General features: G+C 71.3%; 18 protein-coding genes. 4 read left to right on the top strand and 14 right to left on the bottom strand.

What is annotated here, in order from left to right:
- Nucleotides 1–37 precede the first annotated feature (37 nt).
- The 6 genes from U8525_RS19315 to groES form a co-directional block, all read right to left on the bottom strand.
- Nucleotides 38–1,246 carry a hypothetical protein gene (locus tag U8525_RS19315; protein ID WP_374267735.1) on the bottom strand — a complete coding sequence of 403 codons (1,209 nt, stop codon included), beginning with the start codon at nucleotides 1,244–1,246 and terminating at the stop codon, nucleotides 38–40.
- 47 nt (nucleotides 1,247–1,293) lie between these two features.
- Nucleotides 1,294–2,676, bottom strand: a complete 1,383-nt coding sequence (locus U8525_RS19310) for a sigma 54-interacting transcriptional regulator (RefSeq protein WP_374267734.1) — start codon at nucleotides 2,674–2,676, stop codon at nucleotides 1,294–1,296.
- Nucleotides 2,677–2,880: 204 nt separating this feature from the next.
- Nucleotides 2,881–3,267, bottom strand: coding sequence for a hypothetical protein (locus U8525_RS19305; protein ID WP_374267733.1), 387 nt, complete (start codon nucleotides 3,265–3,267; stop codon nucleotides 2,881–2,883).
- A gap of 98 nt (nucleotides 3,268–3,365) precedes the next feature.
- Entirely contained in the window at nucleotides 3,366–3,623 is a 258-nt protein-coding gene (grxC, locus tag U8525_RS19300) for a glutaredoxin 3 (protein WP_374267732.1), read from the bottom strand.
- A 169-nt stretch (nucleotides 3,624–3,792) separates the two neighbouring features.
- Nucleotides 3,793–5,445 carry a chaperonin GroEL gene (gene groL / locus U8525_RS19295; RefSeq protein ID WP_374267731.1) on the bottom strand — a complete coding sequence of 551 codons (1,653 nt, stop codon included), beginning with the start codon at nucleotides 5,443–5,445 and terminating at the stop codon, nucleotides 3,793–3,795.
- Nucleotides 5,446–5,492: 47 nt separating this feature from the next.
- On the bottom strand, nucleotides 5,493–5,783 hold the full coding sequence (gene groES, locus U8525_RS19290) for a co-chaperone GroES (RefSeq protein WP_223644793.1): 291 nt from the start codon (nucleotides 5,781–5,783) through the stop codon (nucleotides 5,493–5,495).
- A gap of 441 nt (nucleotides 5,784–6,224) precedes the next feature.
- Between groES and U8525_RS19285 the strand changes: the two genes are divergently transcribed.
- Genes U8525_RS19285 through U8525_RS19275 form a run of 3 tightly spaced genes read left to right on the top strand, consistent with a single transcriptional unit; the run spans nucleotide 6,225 to nucleotide 8,000 of the window.
- Entirely contained in the window at nucleotides 6,225–6,824 is a 600-nt protein-coding gene (locus U8525_RS19285; protein WP_374267730.1) for a hypothetical protein, read from the top strand.
- A complete protein-coding gene (locus U8525_RS19280; protein WP_374267729.1) occupies nucleotides 6,814–7,485 on the top strand; it encodes a hypothetical protein in 672 nt (223 codons plus the stop codon). Before U8525_RS19285 ends, U8525_RS19280 begins: the two co-directional genes overlap by 11 nt.
- 38 nt (nucleotides 7,486–7,523) lie before the next feature.
- The gene (locus U8525_RS19275) at nucleotides 7,524–8,000 is read left to right on the top strand and encodes an NUDIX hydrolase (protein ID WP_374267728.1); all 477 of its coding nucleotides are present in this window, start codon (nucleotides 7,524–7,526) and stop codon (nucleotides 7,998–8,000) included.
- 6 nt (nucleotides 8,001–8,006) lie between these two features.
- Here the strand turns inward: U8525_RS19275 and rpoZ are convergent, their stop codons facing one another.
- Nucleotides 8,007–8,246 carry a DNA-directed RNA polymerase subunit omega gene (gene rpoZ, locus U8525_RS19270; RefSeq protein WP_374267727.1) on the bottom strand — a complete coding sequence of 80 codons (240 nt, stop codon included), beginning with the start codon at nucleotides 8,244–8,246 and terminating at the stop codon, nucleotides 8,007–8,009.
- A 433-nt stretch (nucleotides 8,247–8,679) separates the two neighbouring features.
- Between rpoZ and U8525_RS19265 the strand changes: the two genes are divergently transcribed.
- On the top strand, nucleotides 8,680–9,549 hold the full coding sequence (locus U8525_RS19265; RefSeq protein WP_374267726.1) for an SDR family oxidoreductase: 870 nt from the start codon (nucleotides 8,680–8,682) through the stop codon (nucleotides 9,547–9,549).
- 6 nt (nucleotides 9,550–9,555) lie between these two features.
- On the opposite strand, the gene U8525_RS19260 is transcribed toward U8525_RS19265, so the two are convergent.
- The 7 genes from U8525_RS19260 to U8525_RS19230 form a co-directional block, all read right to left on the bottom strand.
- Entirely contained in the window at nucleotides 9,556–9,912 is a 357-nt protein-coding gene (locus U8525_RS19260) for a DoxX family protein (protein ID WP_374267725.1), read from the bottom strand.
- Between the two features lie 59 nt (nucleotides 9,913–9,971).
- Nucleotides 9,972–11,609, bottom strand: a complete 1,638-nt coding sequence (gene pgm, locus U8525_RS19255) for a phosphoglucomutase (alpha-D-glucose-1,6-bisphosphate-dependent) (RefSeq protein ID WP_374267724.1) — start codon at nucleotides 11,607–11,609, stop codon at nucleotides 9,972–9,974.
- A gap of 145 nt (nucleotides 11,610–11,754) precedes the next feature.
- Nucleotides 11,755–13,044: an AmpG family muropeptide MFS transporter gene (locus tag U8525_RS19250; protein ID WP_374267723.1), complete on the bottom strand. Its 1,290-nt coding sequence runs from the start codon at nucleotides 13,042–13,044 to the stop codon at nucleotides 11,755–11,757.
- 117 nt (nucleotides 13,045–13,161) lie between these two features.
- Entirely contained in the window at nucleotides 13,162–14,121 is a 960-nt protein-coding gene (locus tag U8525_RS19245) for a hypothetical protein (protein WP_374267722.1), read from the bottom strand.
- A gap of 11 nt (nucleotides 14,122–14,132) precedes the next feature.
- A complete protein-coding gene (locus U8525_RS19240; RefSeq protein ID WP_374267721.1) occupies nucleotides 14,133–15,776 on the bottom strand; it encodes a caspase domain-containing protein in 1,644 nt (547 codons plus the stop codon).
- Entirely contained in the window at nucleotides 15,773–16,561 is a 789-nt protein-coding gene (locus U8525_RS19235) for an ACP synthase (protein ID WP_374267720.1), read from the bottom strand. Before U8525_RS19235 ends, U8525_RS19240 begins: the two co-directional genes overlap by 4 nt.
- The gene (locus U8525_RS19230; protein ID WP_374267719.1) at nucleotides 16,558–17,100 is read right to left on the bottom strand and encodes an RNA polymerase sigma factor; all 543 of its coding nucleotides are present in this window, start codon (nucleotides 17,098–17,100) and stop codon (nucleotides 16,558–16,560) included. Before U8525_RS19230 ends, U8525_RS19235 begins: the two co-directional genes overlap by 4 nt.
- Nucleotides 17,101–17,119 lie beyond the last annotated feature (19 nt).

The raw sequence follows: 17,119 nt of genomic DNA, 5'->3' as shown, positions 1-17,119 counted from the left end.
GCCCGTTCTCATTTCAGGAGCCGCGTGCCGCGAAGGGCTACTTCTTCTTCGTCGGGGCGTAGCTCTTCTTCGGGCAGGCGCCCTGGTCCGCGGCCAGCCGCTGCTGGGCGGCGGAGAGGTCCTTCTGGGTGTTGGCCAGGGCCTCCTGGCTGGCGGTCTCCACCGGGGCCCAGTCTTCCTTCTGGGCCTTGAGCTCCTGCACCAGCGTCAGCGTCGTCTGGTCCACGCTCTCCTGCGTCTTGAGCGCGTCCACCCACTGGGTGGCGGCCTCCACCAGGGCGTTGCACTTGGAGGACAGCTCGTCGAAGAGCTTGTAGTCCTTCGTCTTGGTGTACTTCTGCACGACGGCGTCATACGTGTCCGCCGCGTTGGTGCGCGCGCCGAAGGCGATGGCGGACGCGGCGGCCGTCTGGGTGCGCGCCAGCTCCAGCTGGAAGAAGCGCAGCTCCGGCGGCATGCTCGCGGAGGCCTCCACCGGGGCCTGCGAGTTGAAGAACACGAAGCGGAAGGGGAACTTCAGCTCGCCCGTCGTGGACGCCGGCATGGCGGCGATCTTCGCCTGCATGCAGGCCGCCAGCTGGTCGCCCTCGGTGCTACCGGAGGGCTTGAAGACGACCTCCGTCGGGTTGGGCTGGCCCTTCACGATGTGGATGTCGGCGCTCAGCACCGGCGGCGTGGACGCCTTGTAGCCGGCGAAGCAGTCACACCAGCTCTTCTGCGCCAGGCGCACCGCGCCGGAGAAGTCCGAGCCCTCGTTGATGCCCAGGGTGACGGACGGGTTGTTGGCGGTGGCGTGGTCGTACTCGTACGTGGCCTCCACGGGCTTGGCGTCCGCCGCCAGCGGCGCGGGCTTCACGCGCGTGTCCAGCACGTTCTGGATGCAGGCCGTGCCGGCCGGGGTGAGGTTGTCACCGGAGACGGCGTGCGTGGCGCCCTGGGCGTTGACGGTCGTCTTCACCGTCACCTTGGTGCTGGCCGCCGGGCCGCGGTGGGCCGGGTCCACCAGGCACTCCAGCACGTCCGGACGGACGCTCAGGAGCGCGCCCACGAGGACGCCCTCGTTGGCGGGGGCGGGCAGGGTCTGCTCGTGCGGGAAGCAGGTCGCCAGGTCGAACGGGGGCTGGTTGGTGATGCGCAGCCGCTCTTCCTTGGTCATCTGCTTCTGACCTTCGGTGGCATCGGTCTTCTGCTGGCCCGCACAGGCGGCGGTGAGGATGACGGAGGCGACGGCGAGACGCTTCAGCATGGTGAGGCTTTCTCCCGGTTGGGGTGGTGGGGACTGCGGTCGGGCGCTCACTTCTCCAGGCCCTCGGCGTTCTTGAGGTCCTTGAGGCGGAGCCCGTTCTTCTTCAACAGGCGGTAGAGGCTCTGCATGGACAGGCCGGTGCGCTGCTCCGCGGCCTTCATGTCGAAGGCCACCTCGCGCATCACCTCCGCGAAGTACAGCCGCTCGAAGTCCGCGAGCACCCGGTCCTTCGCTTCGTGGTACGGCATGCCGGTGACGATGGCGGCCACGTTGGTGGCGGGCTCCGCGCCTTCCGTGCGCTTGGGCGTGTGCGCCAGGAAGTCCAGCCAGCTGGTGTTGCCCGTCTCCTGCATCAGCGCGCCGCGCTCCAGCACGTTGCGCAGCTCGCGCACGTTGCCCGGCCAGTCGTAGCCCTCGAAGAGGGCCAGCGTCTGCGGCGTCAATTCCAGCGCGGCCTTCATGCCGCGCGACAGGGCCTGCGAGAGCGTGGGGATGTCGTCGCGGCGGGTGCGCAGGGGCGGCAGCCGCACGCGCGCCACCGCGAGCCGGAAGTAGAGGTCCGCGCGGAAGCGGCCCTGGCGCACGTCCTCCTCCAGGTTGCGGTGCGTGGAGGCGATGACGCGCACGTCCACCGCCACCGGCTGCCCGTCCAGCGACGGCACCTCGCGCGTCTCCAGCACGCGCAACAGCTTGCCCTGCACGGACAGGGGCAGCTCGCCCACCTCGTCCAGGAAGAGGGTGCCGCCGCGCGCCGCCTCGAAGATGCCGCGCGCGCCCTTGTCCTCGTTCTCCCCGGCGCGCAGCCCGCCGAACAGCTCGCGCTCCGCCTTCTCCTCGGAGATGAGGTTGCAGTCCACGACCTTGAAGGCGCCGTGGCGGCGCAGCGAGTGCTGGTGCACCGCGCGCGCGGCCAGCTCCTTGCCCGTGCCCGTCTCACCCTCGATGAGCAGGTTCATGTCCTCGCGCGCGATGCGGCGCAGCTCCGTGAAGACCCAGCGCATCTTCTCCGAGCTGCCCACGAGCTGCCCGAAGGACTCCGCGCCCGCGACCTCCACCTCCGTCGCGCGGGCGGCCACCTTCACCGCGAGCTTCGTCTTGCCCAGCTCCACCTTGTCGCCGCTGGAGACGAAGGCCTGCAGGATGCGGCGCCCGTCCAGGAATGTGCCGTTGCGGCTGCCGGTGTCGCGCAGCAGGAGGCCCTGCGGCAGCCGCTCCACCTCCAGGTGGCGGCGGCTCACCGTCGGGTCGCTCAGCACCAGGTCCCCCGCGCCGTCAGAGCCCACGCGCACCAGCGAGTCCCGCGTCGTGACCTTCTTGCCCTTGTCCGGGCCGGACACCACTTCCACTGTCCACTCATGAAGGGGAACGCGGGTGGCCTGGCCTTCGCGCTCCGCGTGGACGGTTTCGGTGACATCCGGTCTGTCAGTCATGTTCACGGACCCCTGGTCTCAACGGGGCGTGGGGGGCAAAAACACCCCTCGTCGCCCTGAGTCCCGCCTCTTTAGGGGGGACTGGACACAGGGGGCAAGCGGAAGAAGTGGATCCGGAAACGTCCGTTGAAGGTGAAGACAGAAGGGGCCCGTCCGCCCCTACCGGGGACGTCGGGCCGGCCTTCCAGCCTCTCTTCGCGCGCGTCAGTACGTCGCGGGTGCGTCGCTCGCGGGGAACGACTCCTTGGACTGCTCGTCCACCGCGTCGTCGCCGGGGCCTCCGCCCGAGCGCACGGTGGCGTTGGTGGGGCCCTTCACGTCGCGCGTGGGCCCCTTCCTGGCCGGGCCCTTCGCCGCGCGGCCCCGCGCGTTCATCATGCGCGCGCCCAGCAGGTTCTTGGCGCGCTCGGCCAGGTTTCGCTGCTCCTCCTGCCAGTCCCGGAAGAGCTGCGCCAGCTCCTGGTCCCCCGCGGCCTCCGCGTCGCGCAGGTACTGCTCGCTCACCGACGCGCCCTTGAGCAGGTGGTAGAGCGTGCTGATGAGGTCGTGGTGTTCATCCCGGGTCCCGGTGACTTCCTGTCCGCCCGCCATGATGTTCCTCCCGCGAAAGGGGTGAAGGTCCTGGCGGAGAAGGTAGGCACGCGGGGAAGCGGGTGGCGTCCGGACCCGGGGCCCGGCCGCCTGGCCGCCTATGCGTGGAGCATGGGATCCAGCTTGCCCTCGCGGTCGAGCGCGGCCATGTCGGAGTAGCCGCCCACGTGCGTGTCCCCGATGAAGATCTGCGGCACGGTGCGCTGACCGTTGCTCAGCTCCACCAGCTTCGCGCGGGCCTCGTCGTCCCCGGTGACGTCCACCTCCTCGTAGGCCACGCCCTTGCGCTTGAGCAGGTCCTTCGCCCGCACGCAAAAGCCACAATAGGTCGTCGTGTAGATCTTCACGGGCTTCATGGACTTCCTCCTGGCTCTCTTGATGCCAAACCTAAGGGTCGGTTGCACGCGGGGCCACGGCCTTCGCGCGCGCCTGGCTCCCTGAAAAAACACGACGGCCCCCGGAGCCAGGTGGGCGCCGGAGGCCGTCAAGTCCCGTCCCCTGGAGCAGCGGGGAAGGGTGGGGTGACTACATGCCCATGCCGCCCATGCCGCCCATCCCCCCCATGCCGCCCATGCCACCGCCGGCGGCGCCCTTGTCGTCGTCCGCCTTCGGGCGCTCGGCGACCATGGCCTCCGTGGTGAGCATCAGCGAGGCGACCGACGCGGCGTTCTGCAGCGCGGTGCGGCTCACCTTGGCCGGGTCGATGACGCCCGCGGCCAGCAGGTCCTCGTAGGTGCCCGAGGCGGCGTTGAAGCCGAAGGCGCCCGTGCCCTCCTTGACCTTGTTCACCACCACGCTGCCCTCCAGGCCGCCGTTGCCGACGATCTGACGCAGCGGCTCCTCGACGGCGCGGCGGATGATGTCCACGCCGGACTTCTCGCCGTCGGCGACCTTCAGGCTCTCCAGGGCCTTGAGGCAGCGGATGTAGGCCACGCCGCCGCCGGGCACCACGCCCTCCTCGACGGCCGCGCGGGTCGCGTTGAGCGCGTCCTCCACGCGGGCCTTCTTCTCCTTCATCTCCGTCTCGGTCGCGGCGCCCACGTTGATGACGGCCACGCCGCCCACGAGCTTCGCGAGGCGCTCCTGGAGCTTCTCACGGTCGTAGTCGCTGGAGGTCTCCTCCACCTGGGCGCGGATCTGCTTCACGCGCGCCTCGATCTCGTTCTGGCTGCCCGCGCCGTCGACGATGGTGGTGTTGTCCTTGTCGATGGTGACGCGCTTGGCGCGGCCCAGGTCCTGGATGGTCAGCGTGTCCAGCTTGATGCCCAGGTCCTCGGCGATCATCCGGCCGCCGGTGAGGACCGCGATGTCCTCCAGCATGGCCTTGCGGCGGTCGCCGAAGCCCGGCGCCTTCACCGCCGCCACGTTCAGCACGCCGCGGATCTTGTTCACCACCAGGGTGGCCAGGGCCTCGCCCTCGACCTCCTCGGCGATGATCAGCAGCGGCTTCCCGGCGCGCGCCACCTGCTCCAGGATGGGCAGCAGGTCCTTCATCGACGAGATCTTCTTCTCGTGGATGAGGATGAGGGCGTCGTTCAGCACGACCTCCATGCGCTCCGGATCCGTCACGAAGTACGGGGACAGGTAGCCGCGGTCGAACTGCATGCCCTCGACGACGTCCAGGGTGGTGTCCAGGCCCTTGGCCTCCTCCACCGTGATGACGCCCTCCTTGCCGACCTTCTCCATCGCGTCCGCGATGATCTGGCCGATGGTGGTGTCGCCGTTGGCGGAGATGGTGCCAACCTGGGCGATCTCCTTGTTGCCCTTGGTCGGCTTCGCCAGCGTCTTCAGCTCGGCGGTGATGGCGGCGACGGCCTTGTCGATGCCGCGCTTGATGTCCATCGGGTTGTGGCCCGCGGCCACCAGGCGCGCGCCCTCGCGGAAGATGGCCTGCGCCAGCACGGTGGCCGTGGTGGTGCCGTCACCGGCGACGTCCGACGTCTTGGAGGCGACCTCCTTGACCATCTGGGCGCCCATGTTCTCGAACTTGTTCTCGAGCTCGATCTCCTTCGCCACCGTCACGCCGTCCTTCGTGATGGTGGGGGAGCCGAAGCTCTTCTCGATGACGACGTTGCGGCCCTTGGGCCCCAGGGTCACCTTGACCGCGTCGGCCAGGGTGTTCACGCCGCGCAGGATGGCATCGCGCGCGCGCACTTCGAAAATGATGTCCTTCGCCATGGTCTGAAACCTCGAAAGGAAAGGGGTTGGAAAGCGACGGGGGCGGCCTACTTCTCGATGACGCCCAGCACGTCCTCTTCACGGAGGATGAGGTGGTCCTCACCGTCGATCTTGATCTCCGTGCCCGCGTACTTGCTGAAGAGGATGGTGTCGCCGGCCTTGATGTCCATGGGGCGCACCTTGCCGTCTTCCTGCACCTTGCCGTTGCCGACGGCGATCACCTTGCCCTCGAGCGGCTTCTCCTTCGCCGTGTCGGGGATGAAGAGGCCACCCTTGGTCTTGTTCTCCTCGGCGACGCGCTTGATGATGAGCCGATCCTGCAGGGGACGAATCTTCATGGCTTGCTCCTGTGAATCGCGGCCGCCGGAGGCGGACGGAAGGTCCGGACCGGGATGCCGCAAGGGTTGTTGAAAAAGAGCCTGTGGACCCCGGCGCTGGCACTCGCACCCGCCGAGTGCTAACGCCCAGGCGCGGCGGATAATAACCAGGGACTTCACCCCGTCAAGCGACGTCGGGACATCTGTCCGGATACGGCTAAGCACCCGTCCTGATTGGGCTTTTCGAAAAAAGATTCCCGCGCGCCACGCCTGCCCGCCAGGCCGTCCCCGGTGTCCGGAGGTTGGCACTCGGTCCTCCGGAGTGCCAGCGTAAGCCCTTGATAAGACTCGGGTCGGTTTTGCCTGCCCGGGGCTGGGTGACTAGGCTTGTCACCAGCGTGTCCTGGAGGGTCCGGGCGCTGGCCCGGGGGCCTTCCAGGCTTCATCCGGGAGGTGTGCTCGATGAGCGGACTGGTGTCGTCCTCTTCCTCGCTGAAGGAGTTCTTCCGGGAGCTCCTCTTGGAGGTCTCGGCCCGGCAACGGGTGGCGCTGGGCGAGTCCACCGAGTTCTATCTGGTGAACCTGCTGGCGGAGTTCGCGGCCTCGGACAAGCTGTTCAGCCGTGACGCGGAGGGTCGGCGCGACCACGAGCCGCTGGCGGAGCTGTACCACCGCGCGCTGCAGCAGGAGCGCGAGGAGCGCATCCGCACGCTGCGGCGGCTGGGCGACGTGTCGCTCTACAAGGTCGGCTTCTTCTCCGGCGCGCTCCAGCAGGGGATGGTGGGGCCGGACTACTACATCCAGATGGGCGGCGCGGCGTACGGGCAGGTGGCGGAGCTGGTGCCCGTGGGCGGCTTCACCGGCGTGTACCGCGAGCTGTGCGACAAGTTCCGCTCGCTCGTGGAGGTGCTGGAGGAGATCAGCGCGCGCGGGCTGGTGCGCGCGGGGCCCGCGGGGGCGCTGCGCGTCTATGAATCCTGGGCGCGCACGGGCAACGACAAGCTGGAGCGCGTGCTGGTGGACGCGGGCTGGGTCCCGCGCAAGGGGTCGCTTGCCAACTGACGCCGAGGACTTCCCGCTCGTGGGGCGGCTCCAGGCCCACCTGGAGGCCATCTACGGCTTCCGGTGCGAGGCCCGCGCGGAGGCCTTCGTGGTGATGGACGCGGAGGTCGCCGCGAGCCTGGGCGGCACCGGGCGCGTGCACGAGGAGCTCCTGGTCCTGGAGGCCCGGGGCGACCTGGAGGTGGCGCTCTACCTGGACGCCTCCCTGCGCGAGCGCATGGCGCGCTACGCGGGCAGCCCCCTGGGCTCCGTGCTGGAGGGCGACCTGGACGGCTACTGCCAGGTGACGGAGGGGGTCAGCCACTTCCTCTACGTGGCGCACACGGCGCACCACGAGCGCACGGTGTCGCTCCTGGAGCTGGAGGCGCAGGCGGAGGTGGACAAGTTCGTGGTCTGCCTGCTGCACCGCTGGGGGGAGGGCGTGGCCGCGTGGGCGCGGGAGCTCCTGACGCGCCTCTTCGACCGGGTCGCGTACCAGCCCCTGCTGTCGGCGGAGGAGCGCTGGCGCTACGAGGAGGCGAACCGGCTGTCGCGGCGCTTCTGCGCGCGGCTCATGCCGCACGTCCAGGGCCTGCGGTTGGACCGGCTCCTCGGCGACCTGCGTTATGCCTACCGGCTGGGGGCGGAGGCCAAGCTGCGCCACCTCGCGCACGGAGGTTGAGGGTCCCGGCCGCCGCCTGCTTCGGGTAGGGTGGGGCCATGCCACGCGAGGCGTCCTCAGGAGGCATCGTCATCCGCTTCCAGGACGGTGCCTGGCAGGTGGCCGTCATCCGTCCGCACGGGCGCCACCTGTGGGCGCTGCCCAAGGGCCACGTGGACCCCGGCGAGACGCCGGAGCAGACCGCGCGCCGCGAGGTGCGGGAGGAGACGGGCCTCACCGCGGTGGCGCTGCTCGCGCCGCTGGGGGAGATCCGCTACGTCTACCAGTTCCGGGGGCAGCGCATCTTCAAGCGCGTCCACTTCTTCCTCTTCCGCTACGAGGCGGGGGAGCTGGGGCCGCTGCCGGGGCCGCGCGTGGAGGTGGACGAGGTGCGCTGGATGCCGCTCGAGGGGCTGATTCCGGCGCTGGGCTACAAGGGTGAGAAGGCCGTCGCCGGCCGGGCGCTGCGGTGGATGCGCGCCCAGGGCCTGGCGCCCGGGGCTCCTCCCCTCGTGGAGGGGAAGGAGCGGGGGTAGGGGAAGCTACTTCCTGGCTTCCTCGCCCACGTACTTGCCGGACAGCGCCTCGCGCACGTCGCGGTCGAACTTCACGCGCTGGGTGGCGACCTCGCGCAGGGCGAGCACGGGCGGCTTGTTCTTCGAGGTCTCGATGATGGGGCGGGCGCCGGCCATCAGCTGGCGCGCGCGCTTGGCGCCCAGGAGCACCAGCGCGAACCGGTTGTCCACGTAGGGAAGGCAGTCTTCAACGGTAACGCGGGCCATGGAACATCCTTCTGGGCTCTTGGCGAGCCGGTGGAAGCCTCTGAACCTAAAGAGCACCTCCGGATCAGTCAAGGAAGGATGGCGGGCCTCACGAGCACCGCCGGGCCACCCGCCGGGCGCCGCCTCCCCGCCCGCCCCCACCCCTGGCGAGTGCCAGCCCGCCACCCCCCTCACACCCTGGGTGTTGGCTGGCGTACGCTCTATTCTCATCTTCCGGAATTTGAGAGCCAGCGCCTCAACGGATCCGGAGGGGCGCGTTTCTCTCGGCGTAGGGAAGGGGACGTCTGGGTAGGTCACTGTCACCCCGCCCCGGGCAGGTTTCCCGGGTGCGGGCTCGAAAGAGGAGGTTCCGCATGAGCGCAGGGGTGTTCCGCGGCGCCGGCCGTTCCGGGCGGGGGATGGCGGGTGGGGCGGGGGTTCGGGGGGCGCGGCCGTGGTGAGCGGGCCGGTGCTCGTCACGGGGCCCACGGGCAACGTGGGGCGGGCGGTGGTGCGCGCGCTCCTGGCGGAGGGGGTGGCGGTGCGCGCGGCGGTGAAGTCGCCGGAGCACACGGTGTCGCTGCTCCGGGAGCTGGACGGGGACGTGATGCCGACGCCGCTGGACTTCCTGCGGCCGGAGATGTTCCTCCCCGCGCTGGAGGGCGTGCGGGGCGTGTTCCTGATGCGGCCGCCGTCCATCGCGCACGCGGAAGGGGTGCTCCACGCGTTCATCGACGCGGCGGCCACGCAGGGCGTGAAGCAGGTGGTGTTCCTGTCCATGGCCGGCGCGGAGCGGCGCGCGTGGGCGCCGCACCACGCGGTGGAGGAGCACCTGAAGCGCTCCCGCGTCGGGTGGACGCTGCTGCGCCCGGCGTTCTTCGCGCAGAACCTGGGGGACGCGTACCGCGAGGACATCCGCCAGGACGACCGGCTCTACATGCCCGCGGGCCATGGCCGGGTGGCCTTCGTGGACGTGCGCGACGTGGGAGAGGTCGCGGCGCGGGCGCTGCTGGACACGTCGCTGCGCAACCGCGCCTTCACGCTCACCGGGCTGGAGGCGGTGACGTTCGACGAGGTGGCGTCCGTCCTGTCGGAGGTGCTGGGTCGGCCCATCCGCTACGTGCCCGCGTCGGTGGCCGGCTACGTGCGCCACCTGCACCAGCGCCGGCTGTCGTGGGTCCAACTGGGCATGCAGACGCTGATGCACGTGGGGCTGCGCTTCGGGAAGGCGGAGCAGGTGGACCCCACGCTCACGAACCTGCTGGGCCGCCCCACGCGCACGGTGCGTCAGTACATCGAGGACCACGCGCCGCTCTGGCGCTGAGGGCCCTCAGGCGTACCAGCGCGCCCAGGCGATGAGCACGACCTGGAGCGGCAGCCGCGCCCAGAGCAGCGCCGGGGGAACCTTCCGGAACCGCTCCGGGTGCCGGGCCATGTGGAGGTTCGCGGGGAACACCGCGACGAACAGCGCGACCAGCCCCCAGGCCGCGAGCCGCGTGGTGGCGGGCACCAGGAGGAAGACGCCCAGGAGCACCTCCGCCACGCCGCTCAGCAGCACCAGCTCCCGGTGCCAGGGCAGGGACGGCGGCATGATGCGCATGTACATGCGGGGCTTGAGGAAGTGGTTCACCCCCGCGGCGACCATGAACAGCGCGAGCACGTACTGGAGGAGGGTCTTCACGTCCATGGGCGGTGGGACTCCTCGCGCGGCGGCATCGAACCTCGCGCGAGGCGCCCCGTCCACGCCTACCTTCCAGCGAACGCCTCGCCCACGATGGCGCGCGCCTCCTGGACGATGGTGTCCAGGTGCGCCTGGTCGCGGAAGCTCTCCGCGTAGATTTTGTAGACGTCCTCCGTGCCGGACGGACGCGCGGCGAACCAGCCGTTCTCCGTCGTCACCTTGAGGCCGCCCAGGTCCGCGCCGTTGCCCGGCGCGCGCGTGAGGCGCTGGAGGATGGGCTCGCCCGCCAGCGACGTGGCCTTCACCGCCTCCGGCGACAGCTTCTTCAGCGCGGCCTTCTGCGCCGCCGTGGCCGGCTGGTCGATGCGCGTGTAGAGCGGCGCGCCGAACCGCTGCGTCAGCGCCTGGTAGTGCTCGCCGGGGTCCTTGCCGGTGCGCGCGAGGATCTCCGCCGCGAGCAGGTCCAGGATGATGCCGTCCTTGTCGGTGGTCCACACGGTGCCGTCCTGGCGCAGGAAGGACGCGCCCGCGCTCTCCTCGCCGCCGAAGCCCAGCGAGCCGTCCACGAGCCCGTCCACGAACCACTTGAAGCCCACCGGCACCTCCACCACGCGGCGGCCCAGGTCCTTGCCCACGCGGTCGATGAGGCTGCTGCTCACCAGCGTCTTGCCCACCGCCGCGTCCGCCTTCCAGCCCGGGCGGTTGCGGAAGAGGTAGCTGATGGCCACGGCCAGGTAGTGGTTCGGGTTCATCAGCCCCTGGCTGCGGGTGACGATGCCGTGGCGGTCGGAGTCCGTGTCGTTGCCGAACGCGAGCGCGTACTGGTCCTTGAGCTTCACCAGGTTCGCCATCGCGTAGGGCGACGAGCAGTCCATGCGGATCTTCCCGTCATGGTCCGCGGGCATGAAGCCGAAGGTGGGGTCCACGGTGGGGTTCACCACCGTGAGGTCCAGGCCGTACCGCGCCGCGAGCGGCTCCCAGTAGTGCAGGTTGGAGCCGCCCAGCGGATCCGCGCCCAGCCTCAGCTTCGCGCCCCGGATGGCCTCCAGGTCCACCACGTTCGCCAGGTCCGCGACATACGGCGTGATGAAGTCATGGGGCTGCACCGTGGCGCTCGCGCGCGCCTTCTCGTAGGGGACGCGCCGCACGCCCCGGTTGCCCTCGGCCAGGAGCGCGTTGGCGCGCTTCTCCACCAGCGAGGTGACGTTGGTGTCCGCGGGGCCGCCGTTGGGCGGGTTGTACTTGATGCCGCCGTCCTCCGGCGGGTTGTGGGACGGGGTGATGACGATGCCGTCCGCGAGCCCGCTCGCGCGGCCCCGGTTGTACGTGAGGATGGCGTGGGAGATGACCGGCGTGGGCGTGGCGCCGTCCGTGTAGCGGACCTCCACGCCGTGGGCGGCCAGCACCTCCAGCGTGGTGCGCTGGGCGGGCTCGGAGAGCGCGTGCGTGTCCATGCCCAGGAAGAGCGGGCCGGTATAGCCCTGCTGCTGGCGGTACTCGCACAGGGCCTGCGCCACCGCGAGGATGTGCGCCTCGTTGAAGCTGCGGCGCGCCGCGCTCCCCCGGTGACCGGAGGTGCCAAAGGCCACGCGCTGCTCGGCCACGGACGCGTCGGGCGTGTCGTCGTAGTACTGCGCGCGCAGCTTCTCGGGGTGGATGAGCTGCTCGCGCGGAAGGGGCTTGCCAGCGGAAGGGTGTGCCATGACGGGGCCACCCTAGCCGCGCGCGCCGCCCGAGGGGAGGCGAAGTCGCCGTCCGCTGTCCTGCGCCGCACCCGCCCTGGCGCGCTCCGTCCAGAAGCGGGCGGGAGCGCGGGCTGCCAGGACGGGGACGGGTGTCCTGAAGGCGTCAGCGCGCGGCGGCGACGGACGCGGAGGAGGACTCGGGCGGGGCGGCCTCGGGGGGCTCGTCCTCCTGGGGCTGGGCGGCGTTCTCCGGCAGGAACAGCAGCAGCACCAGCGCGGGGATGGCCGCCGCGGCGGTGAAGGCGAAGAAGGTGGGCCAGCCCATCCACGTGGCCAGGTACCCGGACACGGAGCCGATGAGCCGGTTGGCGATGGTGCCCAGCGCGGACAGGAGCGCGTACTGCGTGGCGCTGAAGCTCTTGTGGCACAGCGACATCACGAAGGCCGCGAACGCGGTGACGCCCAGGCCCGTGCACACGTTGTCCACGGCGATGGTGCTCGCGAGCATCAGGTCGTTCTTGCCCACCAGCGCCAGCGCCATGAAGGCCAGGTTGGTGAGGCCCTGCGCGGCGCCGAAGATGAACAGCGCGCGGCGCATGCTGAGCTTCACCATCAGCACGCCGCCCAGCAGGCCCCCGCCGATGGTGGCCAGCATGCCCAGCGTCTTGCTGAGCGCGCCAATCTCCGTGTTGGAGAAGCCCAGCTCGATGTAGAAGGGCGTCACCATGCTGGCGGCGATGGCGTCCCCCAGCTTGTAGAGCACCAGGAACGCGAGCACTCCCACCGCGTACTCGCGGCGGAAGTAGTCCACGAAGGGCCGCACCACCGCGTCCGCCAGGTTGCGCGGGGGCTTCACGCTCTGGGGCTCCGGGGCCAGCAGCGTGGCCACCACGCCCACGGCCATGAGCATGCCCATCACGTAGTACGTCCGGGACCAGCCCAGGTGGTCCGACAGGATGAACGCGAGCCCGCCCGCCGCCAGCATGCCCAGCCGGTAGCCGGTGACGTACAGCGAGTTGCCCAGCCCGCGCTCCTCCGTCGTGAGGATGTCCGTGCGCCACGCGTCCGCGACGATGTCCTGGCTGGCGGACAGGAACGTCACCACCACCGCCATGCACGCCATGGCGAGGGGCGTGTCCTTCGGGTTCACCAGCCCCATGGCGGCGATGGCGCCCATGAGCAGCACCTGGGTGAGCAGCATCCAGCCGCGCCGCCGGCCCAGGAAGGGCAGGGTGTAGCGGTCCATCAGCGGCGCCCACAGCACCTTGAAGGTGTAGGGGAGCGCCACCAGGCTGAAGATGCCAATCGTCTTGAGGTTGACCCCCTCGTTCTTCATCCACGCGGACAGCGTGACGCCGGTCAGCCACAGGGGGAGGCCGGACGCGAAGCCGACGGCCATCAGGAGCCAGACGCGCCGGCTCTTCAAGACGGTGAGAAGCGAGGAGTTGGGCATGGGGGCGCGGGGAGACAGCCGCCAGCATAGAGAATCCACCCCGCCCGTCACCTTCCGAGGGCCCGGGATTGTCCGCCCGGCTGCTGTCCGGGCCGAAGCCCGGGCGCCTCTTCGCGGCTACAGGTCCAGCGCGGACACGTCCGGGCAGGTGCTCCGGTCGCCCTCGGTGGGGTTGAGGAAGTCCCAGTTGCGCTGAATGAAGGTGATGCGCGTCCGGGCGTCCCAGCACTCCGTGTACTGCGCGCCCTTCGCGTCCCCGACCAGGATGTCGAGCACCAGCACGCCCCGGCCGTCCGGCGTCCAGCGCGCCACGATGTCCAGCGTCTCCAGCAGCCCGCCGGGAATCAGGTCCACTCCCGGCAGCCGGAACGCCATCTCCCCCAGCCCCTCCGGCGTCTGACGCGACGCATAGCGGGTGTCCGGGGCCGTGGCGCCCGCGCCCGTGAAGAGCAGCTCCACGCTCGTGGGCAGCGCCTTCGTCTGGTAGTCGATGTCCAGCCGGTCCACCGTGCTCGCTTCGCCGGTCTCGAAGCCGTGCGCGCGGGCCGCCTGGAGGTCCAGCGCGAGCGTGCCGGTCCCCTTGCGGATGCCGCCGTCGGCCTTGAAGGTGCCGGGGAGGTACGTCCACCACGCGTCCTCGCCGCCGCCCTGGGGCCGGAACTGGAGGAGGTAGGCGAAGGAGGCGCCCTGGCGCTCCATCACGAAGCGCATGTCGTGGCCCGGGTGGTCCCCGGAGGGGAAGGGGCCCCAGATGCGCCGGTCGCCTTCGCGCGTGGTGGGCGGGGCGTTGCGGAACACCTCCAGCAGCGCGAGCAGGGCGTCCACGCTGGTGTTGAACCGCGTGCCCGCCGTGTAGGCCTGGAAGGCCAGCTCCGACGCGCCGCCCAGCACCTGCGACGCGCCCAGCCGCTGGACGCGCGTGACCGGGCCCTGGCCGGAGCGGGCGGAGGCCGGCAGCTTCGCGGCCAGGTCCTCGCGCTGGGGCAGGGCGTTCTGGAACTCCAGGTCGTCGTTGGAGAAGTCTCCGCCGCACGCGAGCGCGAGGGCGCAGGGGAGGGCCAGGACAAGATTTCGCATCACGGGCTCCCTCATGGCTCGTACGTGAGGAGCGCGGCCAGCTCCCAGAACCCCAGGGAGCGCTGCGCGTCGACGGTGTATTGGAGGTACTGCAGGCGGGTCCTCGCGGTGAGGTTCAGGTGGCGCGAGAGCTGGAAGCGCGCGCCGGTCGCGAGGCCCGGCGACACCATGGCGTAGCGCTGGTCCGGGAACGCCCCGTCGTCGAACTTGCGGCCCATGAGGAGGTACGCGACGCGCACGCCCACGAACGGCGCGAAGCGGCCCACGGGCCATTCGGCGGTGAGGCTGGTGCCCACGTTCACCACGGAGTAGCGGTACGCGGGGCCCTCCAGTGTGGGCAGCGTCAGCACGCCGTTGGTGCCGCCCACCGCCGCGTCGAAGCCCCAGACCCAGTCGCGGCGGAAGTAGTCGTGCAGCTCGGCCTCCGCGCCGAGGAGGGGCACGGAGAGGAAGAGGGACTCGCGTGTCCGGGCGTCGAAGAAGGACTGGAAGCCGCCGGTGAGGCCGAAGGCCCACCAGGCGCCCCGGTCGCGCGGGGCGCCCTTCACCGGGTCGTCGGAGAAGGGCGCGTCCTGGAAGCGCGGCTCCTGGAGGATGGTGGTCCGGCCGCGCGCGACCTCCACCTCGCCGATGCGCAGCCGGTCGCTGAGCCGGCGCTTCACGCGGTAGGTGCCGGGCGCCAGCGCCACGCGGCGCTCGGTGTCCGCGGCCTTGTCCAGCTCCGCGACCACGAGGCCGCCCGGATCCACGAAGTAGTAGGAGCCCGCGGGGGCGTTGCCGGGGACGACCAGGCCCTCGGCGCTCGCGCGCAGGTCGGTGAGGACCAGGTCGCCGTTGCCCGCGAGGTCGTAGCTGAACGTGGGGTGCTGGGGGCCCGCGCTGCTGTCGGCCGTGTCCGCGACGGTGCGGGCGTAGGCGTGTGAATACGCCTCGAAGAGCGTCACGCGTCCGTCGCCGCTGCGGTCCGCGTCGCCCAGGAGGCCGCTGGCCAGGTGGTGGGAGAAGTAGCTGCCGCCCAGCGCGTCCGACTCCTGCGAGTCCTCGTCCGCGGCGCTGGAGGTGAGGATGACGACGCCTCGCGCGTCGCGCGCCGCGCCGGACTCCACGTCGAAGGCGGGGGCCTTGCGTGCGCCCTTGGTGCGCGTGAGCGCGCCGGAGCGGCAGGAGTCGAGGATGGCGATGCGGATGTCCACGGGCGCGTCGGCCAGCCGGCGCTTGAGCGCGTCGAAGGCGAGCCGCGAGTCGCCCAGCCGCAGCGCGCCGTCCTTCGCGTGGCCGGAGTAGTAGACGAACAGCGCGGTTCGCTCGCCGCGAGCCTGGGCCGCGCGGGCCCGCTGCTCCAGCTCCGACAGGGCGACGAGGAAGCCCTTCGCGTCGTCGTTCAGGAGGAGCTTCGCGTCGGACGGGGACACGCCGCCCAGCCGCGTGAGCAGGTCGTGCATCTTGCGCGCGTCGTCTCGCGCGTAGCTCAGGGGCCGCGTGTCCGCGCCGCCGGTGTCGTTGCCCGCGATGAGCGCGAAGCGGTGCAGGGGGTCCGCGTGCGCGGCGGTGGAGGCCAGCACGAGCGCGGGAATCGACGCCCGCACCGCGGAGCCGAGGGCCCGCGCCCAGCCCGCCACGGGCGCGAGCACCTGTCTCGAGGGGCCGTCGCTCATGGCTTCAGCAAGGTCCACTGCGTCTGCGCGCCCGCCACGTCCAATGGAGCCATGCGCGTGACGTCCCGGCCCGCCGCGGCGAAGGCCTTCCGGGCCGCGTCGCTCAGCACCTCCATGGACACGGGCGCGTCCGTCAGCACCAGCACCACGCGCTCCGCTCCCGCGCCGGTGAACTCCACGCTCTCCGGCAGCCAGTGCTGTCCCGCGCCCGACTCCACCGCCAGGCTGTCCCCGGACTCCGGATACAGCGGCGTCACCTCTCCCCGCGCATCCACCGACAGCGCCGCCACGTAGCGGTACGCGTCCGCCGTGTAGCCCAGCCGCACGCGCTCGCCGGGTCGCAGGGCCTCCGGTGCCTCCGCGCTCGCCACCCGCTGCGGCCCCACACCGCCGCCAATCCGCAGCTCCGCGCTCGCGCCGCCCTTGAGGCGGTTGCCCGCGACGGGCGGCTGGACCGGCTCCGTCCTCCCGCCGGTCTCCAGCAGCGGGCGCGCCAGCACCAGCACCCCCACGGACGCCGCCACCGCCATCAGCGGCCGGACCCACTGCGCGCGCGTCGCCGGTGCCTTCGGCTCCCGTCCCGCGCGGGCCCGCTCCACGCCGGCCTCGAAGCGCTCGAAGGGCACCTCCGCCTCGAAGGCGGCCTGCGCGTCCGCGAAGGACCGGAGCGCCGCGCCGCACGCCTCGCATGCCTCCGCGTGCCCCCGGGCGCGGTCTGCCTCCGGGGCGGGCAGCTCGCCGGCGTGGAGGCGGCGCAATGTCCAGCTCGACTCGTGCGCGCTCATCGGACGCTCAGCTCCTCTCCACCCAGCTCCGCGAAGTGCTCCAGCCGCTTGCGCACCGTGGGCACCGAGCGCCCCAGCACCGCGGCCACCTCTTCCAGGGTCATCCCGTCCACGTGGTAGTGGATCGCCGCCGCCTGCGTCTCCGCGTCCACCCGGGCCAGCAGCCTGCGCACCAGGTCGCGCGTCTCCATCGCCTCCGCGCCGCCGTGGCCCTCCGAGCGGGCCGCCTCGTCCCGCGCGAACCACCTCCGCCACGCCGCCCCCTCCGAGCGCAGCTGGTTGAGGCAGTGGTGCGTGGCGATCTTCATCAGCCACGTCAGCGGCGACGCCTCCGCCCGGAACGAGTCCCCGTGCGCGAGCGCGCGGGCGAAGACGTCGTGCATCGCGTCCTCCGCCCGGCTCGCGTCCTTCAGCAGGTAGCGGCAGCGCTCACGCACGCTGCCGCCGTACTTCACATAGAGCTCGCGCAGGACGGCCCGCCGGTCCTCGTTGGGACGGGGAGGCACCACCTTCAGGGCCAGCGGGGTCGGTCCGGTCACGCGCGGCGCAAGCCTACCG

The organism is Corallococcus sp. RDP092CA (assembly GCF_041903675.1).
In the GTDB taxonomy this organism is placed as follows: Bacteria; Myxococcota; Myxococcia; order Myxococcales; family Myxococcaceae; genus Corallococcus.
This window is presented reverse-complemented; position numbering and strand designations above follow the sequence as displayed.

Bases quoted from the DNA above. Each gene is read 5' to 3' on its own strand.
- pgm (WP_374267724.1), bottom strand. From the start codon at position 11,609: ATGGCACACCCTTCCGCTGGCAAGCCCCTTCCGCGCGAGCAGCTCATC.
- U8525_RS19240 (WP_374267721.1), bottom strand. From the start codon at position 15,776: ATGAGCGACGGCCCCTCGAGACAGGTGCTCGCGCCCGTGGCGGGCTGG.
- U8525_RS19260 (WP_374267725.1), bottom strand. From the start codon at position 9,912: ATGGACGTGAAGACCCTCCTCCAGTACGTGCTCGCGCTGTTCATGGTC.
- U8525_RS19315 (WP_374267735.1), bottom strand. From the start codon at position 1,246: ATGCTGAAGCGTCTCGCCGTCGCCTCCGTCATCCTCACCGCCGCCTGT.
- U8525_RS19310 (WP_374267734.1), bottom strand. From the start codon at position 2,676: ATGACTGACAGACCGGATGTCACCGAAACCGTCCACGCGGAGCGCGAA.
- U8525_RS19305 (WP_374267733.1), bottom strand. From the start codon at position 3,267: ATGGCGGGCGGACAGGAAGTCACCGGGACCCGGGATGAACACCACGAC.
- rpoZ (WP_374267727.1), bottom strand. From the start codon at position 8,246: ATGGCCCGCGTTACCGTTGAAGACTGCCTTCCCTACGTGGACAACCGG.
- groES (WP_223644793.1), bottom strand. From the start codon at position 5,783: ATGAAGATTCGTCCCCTGCAGGATCGGCTCATCATCAAGCGCGTCGCC.
- U8525_RS19285 (WP_374267730.1), top strand. From the start codon at position 6,225: ATGAGCGGACTGGTGTCGTCCTCTTCCTCGCTGAAGGAGTTCTTCCGG.
- grxC (WP_374267732.1), bottom strand. From the start codon at position 3,623: ATGAAGCCCGTGAAGATCTACACGACGACCTATTGTGGCTTTTGCGTG.
- U8525_RS19245 (WP_374267722.1), bottom strand. From the start codon at position 14,121: ATGCGAAATCTTGTCCTGGCCCTCCCCTGCGCCCTCGCGCTCGCGTGC.
- groL (WP_374267731.1), bottom strand. From the start codon at position 5,445: ATGGCGAAGGACATCATTTTCGAAGTGCGCGCGCGCGATGCCATCCTG.
- U8525_RS19275 (WP_374267728.1), top strand. From the start codon at position 7,524: ATGCCACGCGAGGCGTCCTCAGGAGGCATCGTCATCCGCTTCCAGGAC.
- U8525_RS19250 (WP_374267723.1), bottom strand. From the start codon at position 13,044: ATGCCCAACTCCTCGCTTCTCACCGTCTTGAAGAGCCGGCGCGTCTGG.
- U8525_RS19235 (WP_374267720.1), bottom strand. From the start codon at position 16,561: ATGAGCGCGCACGAGTCGAGCTGGACATTGCGCCGCCTCCACGCCGGC.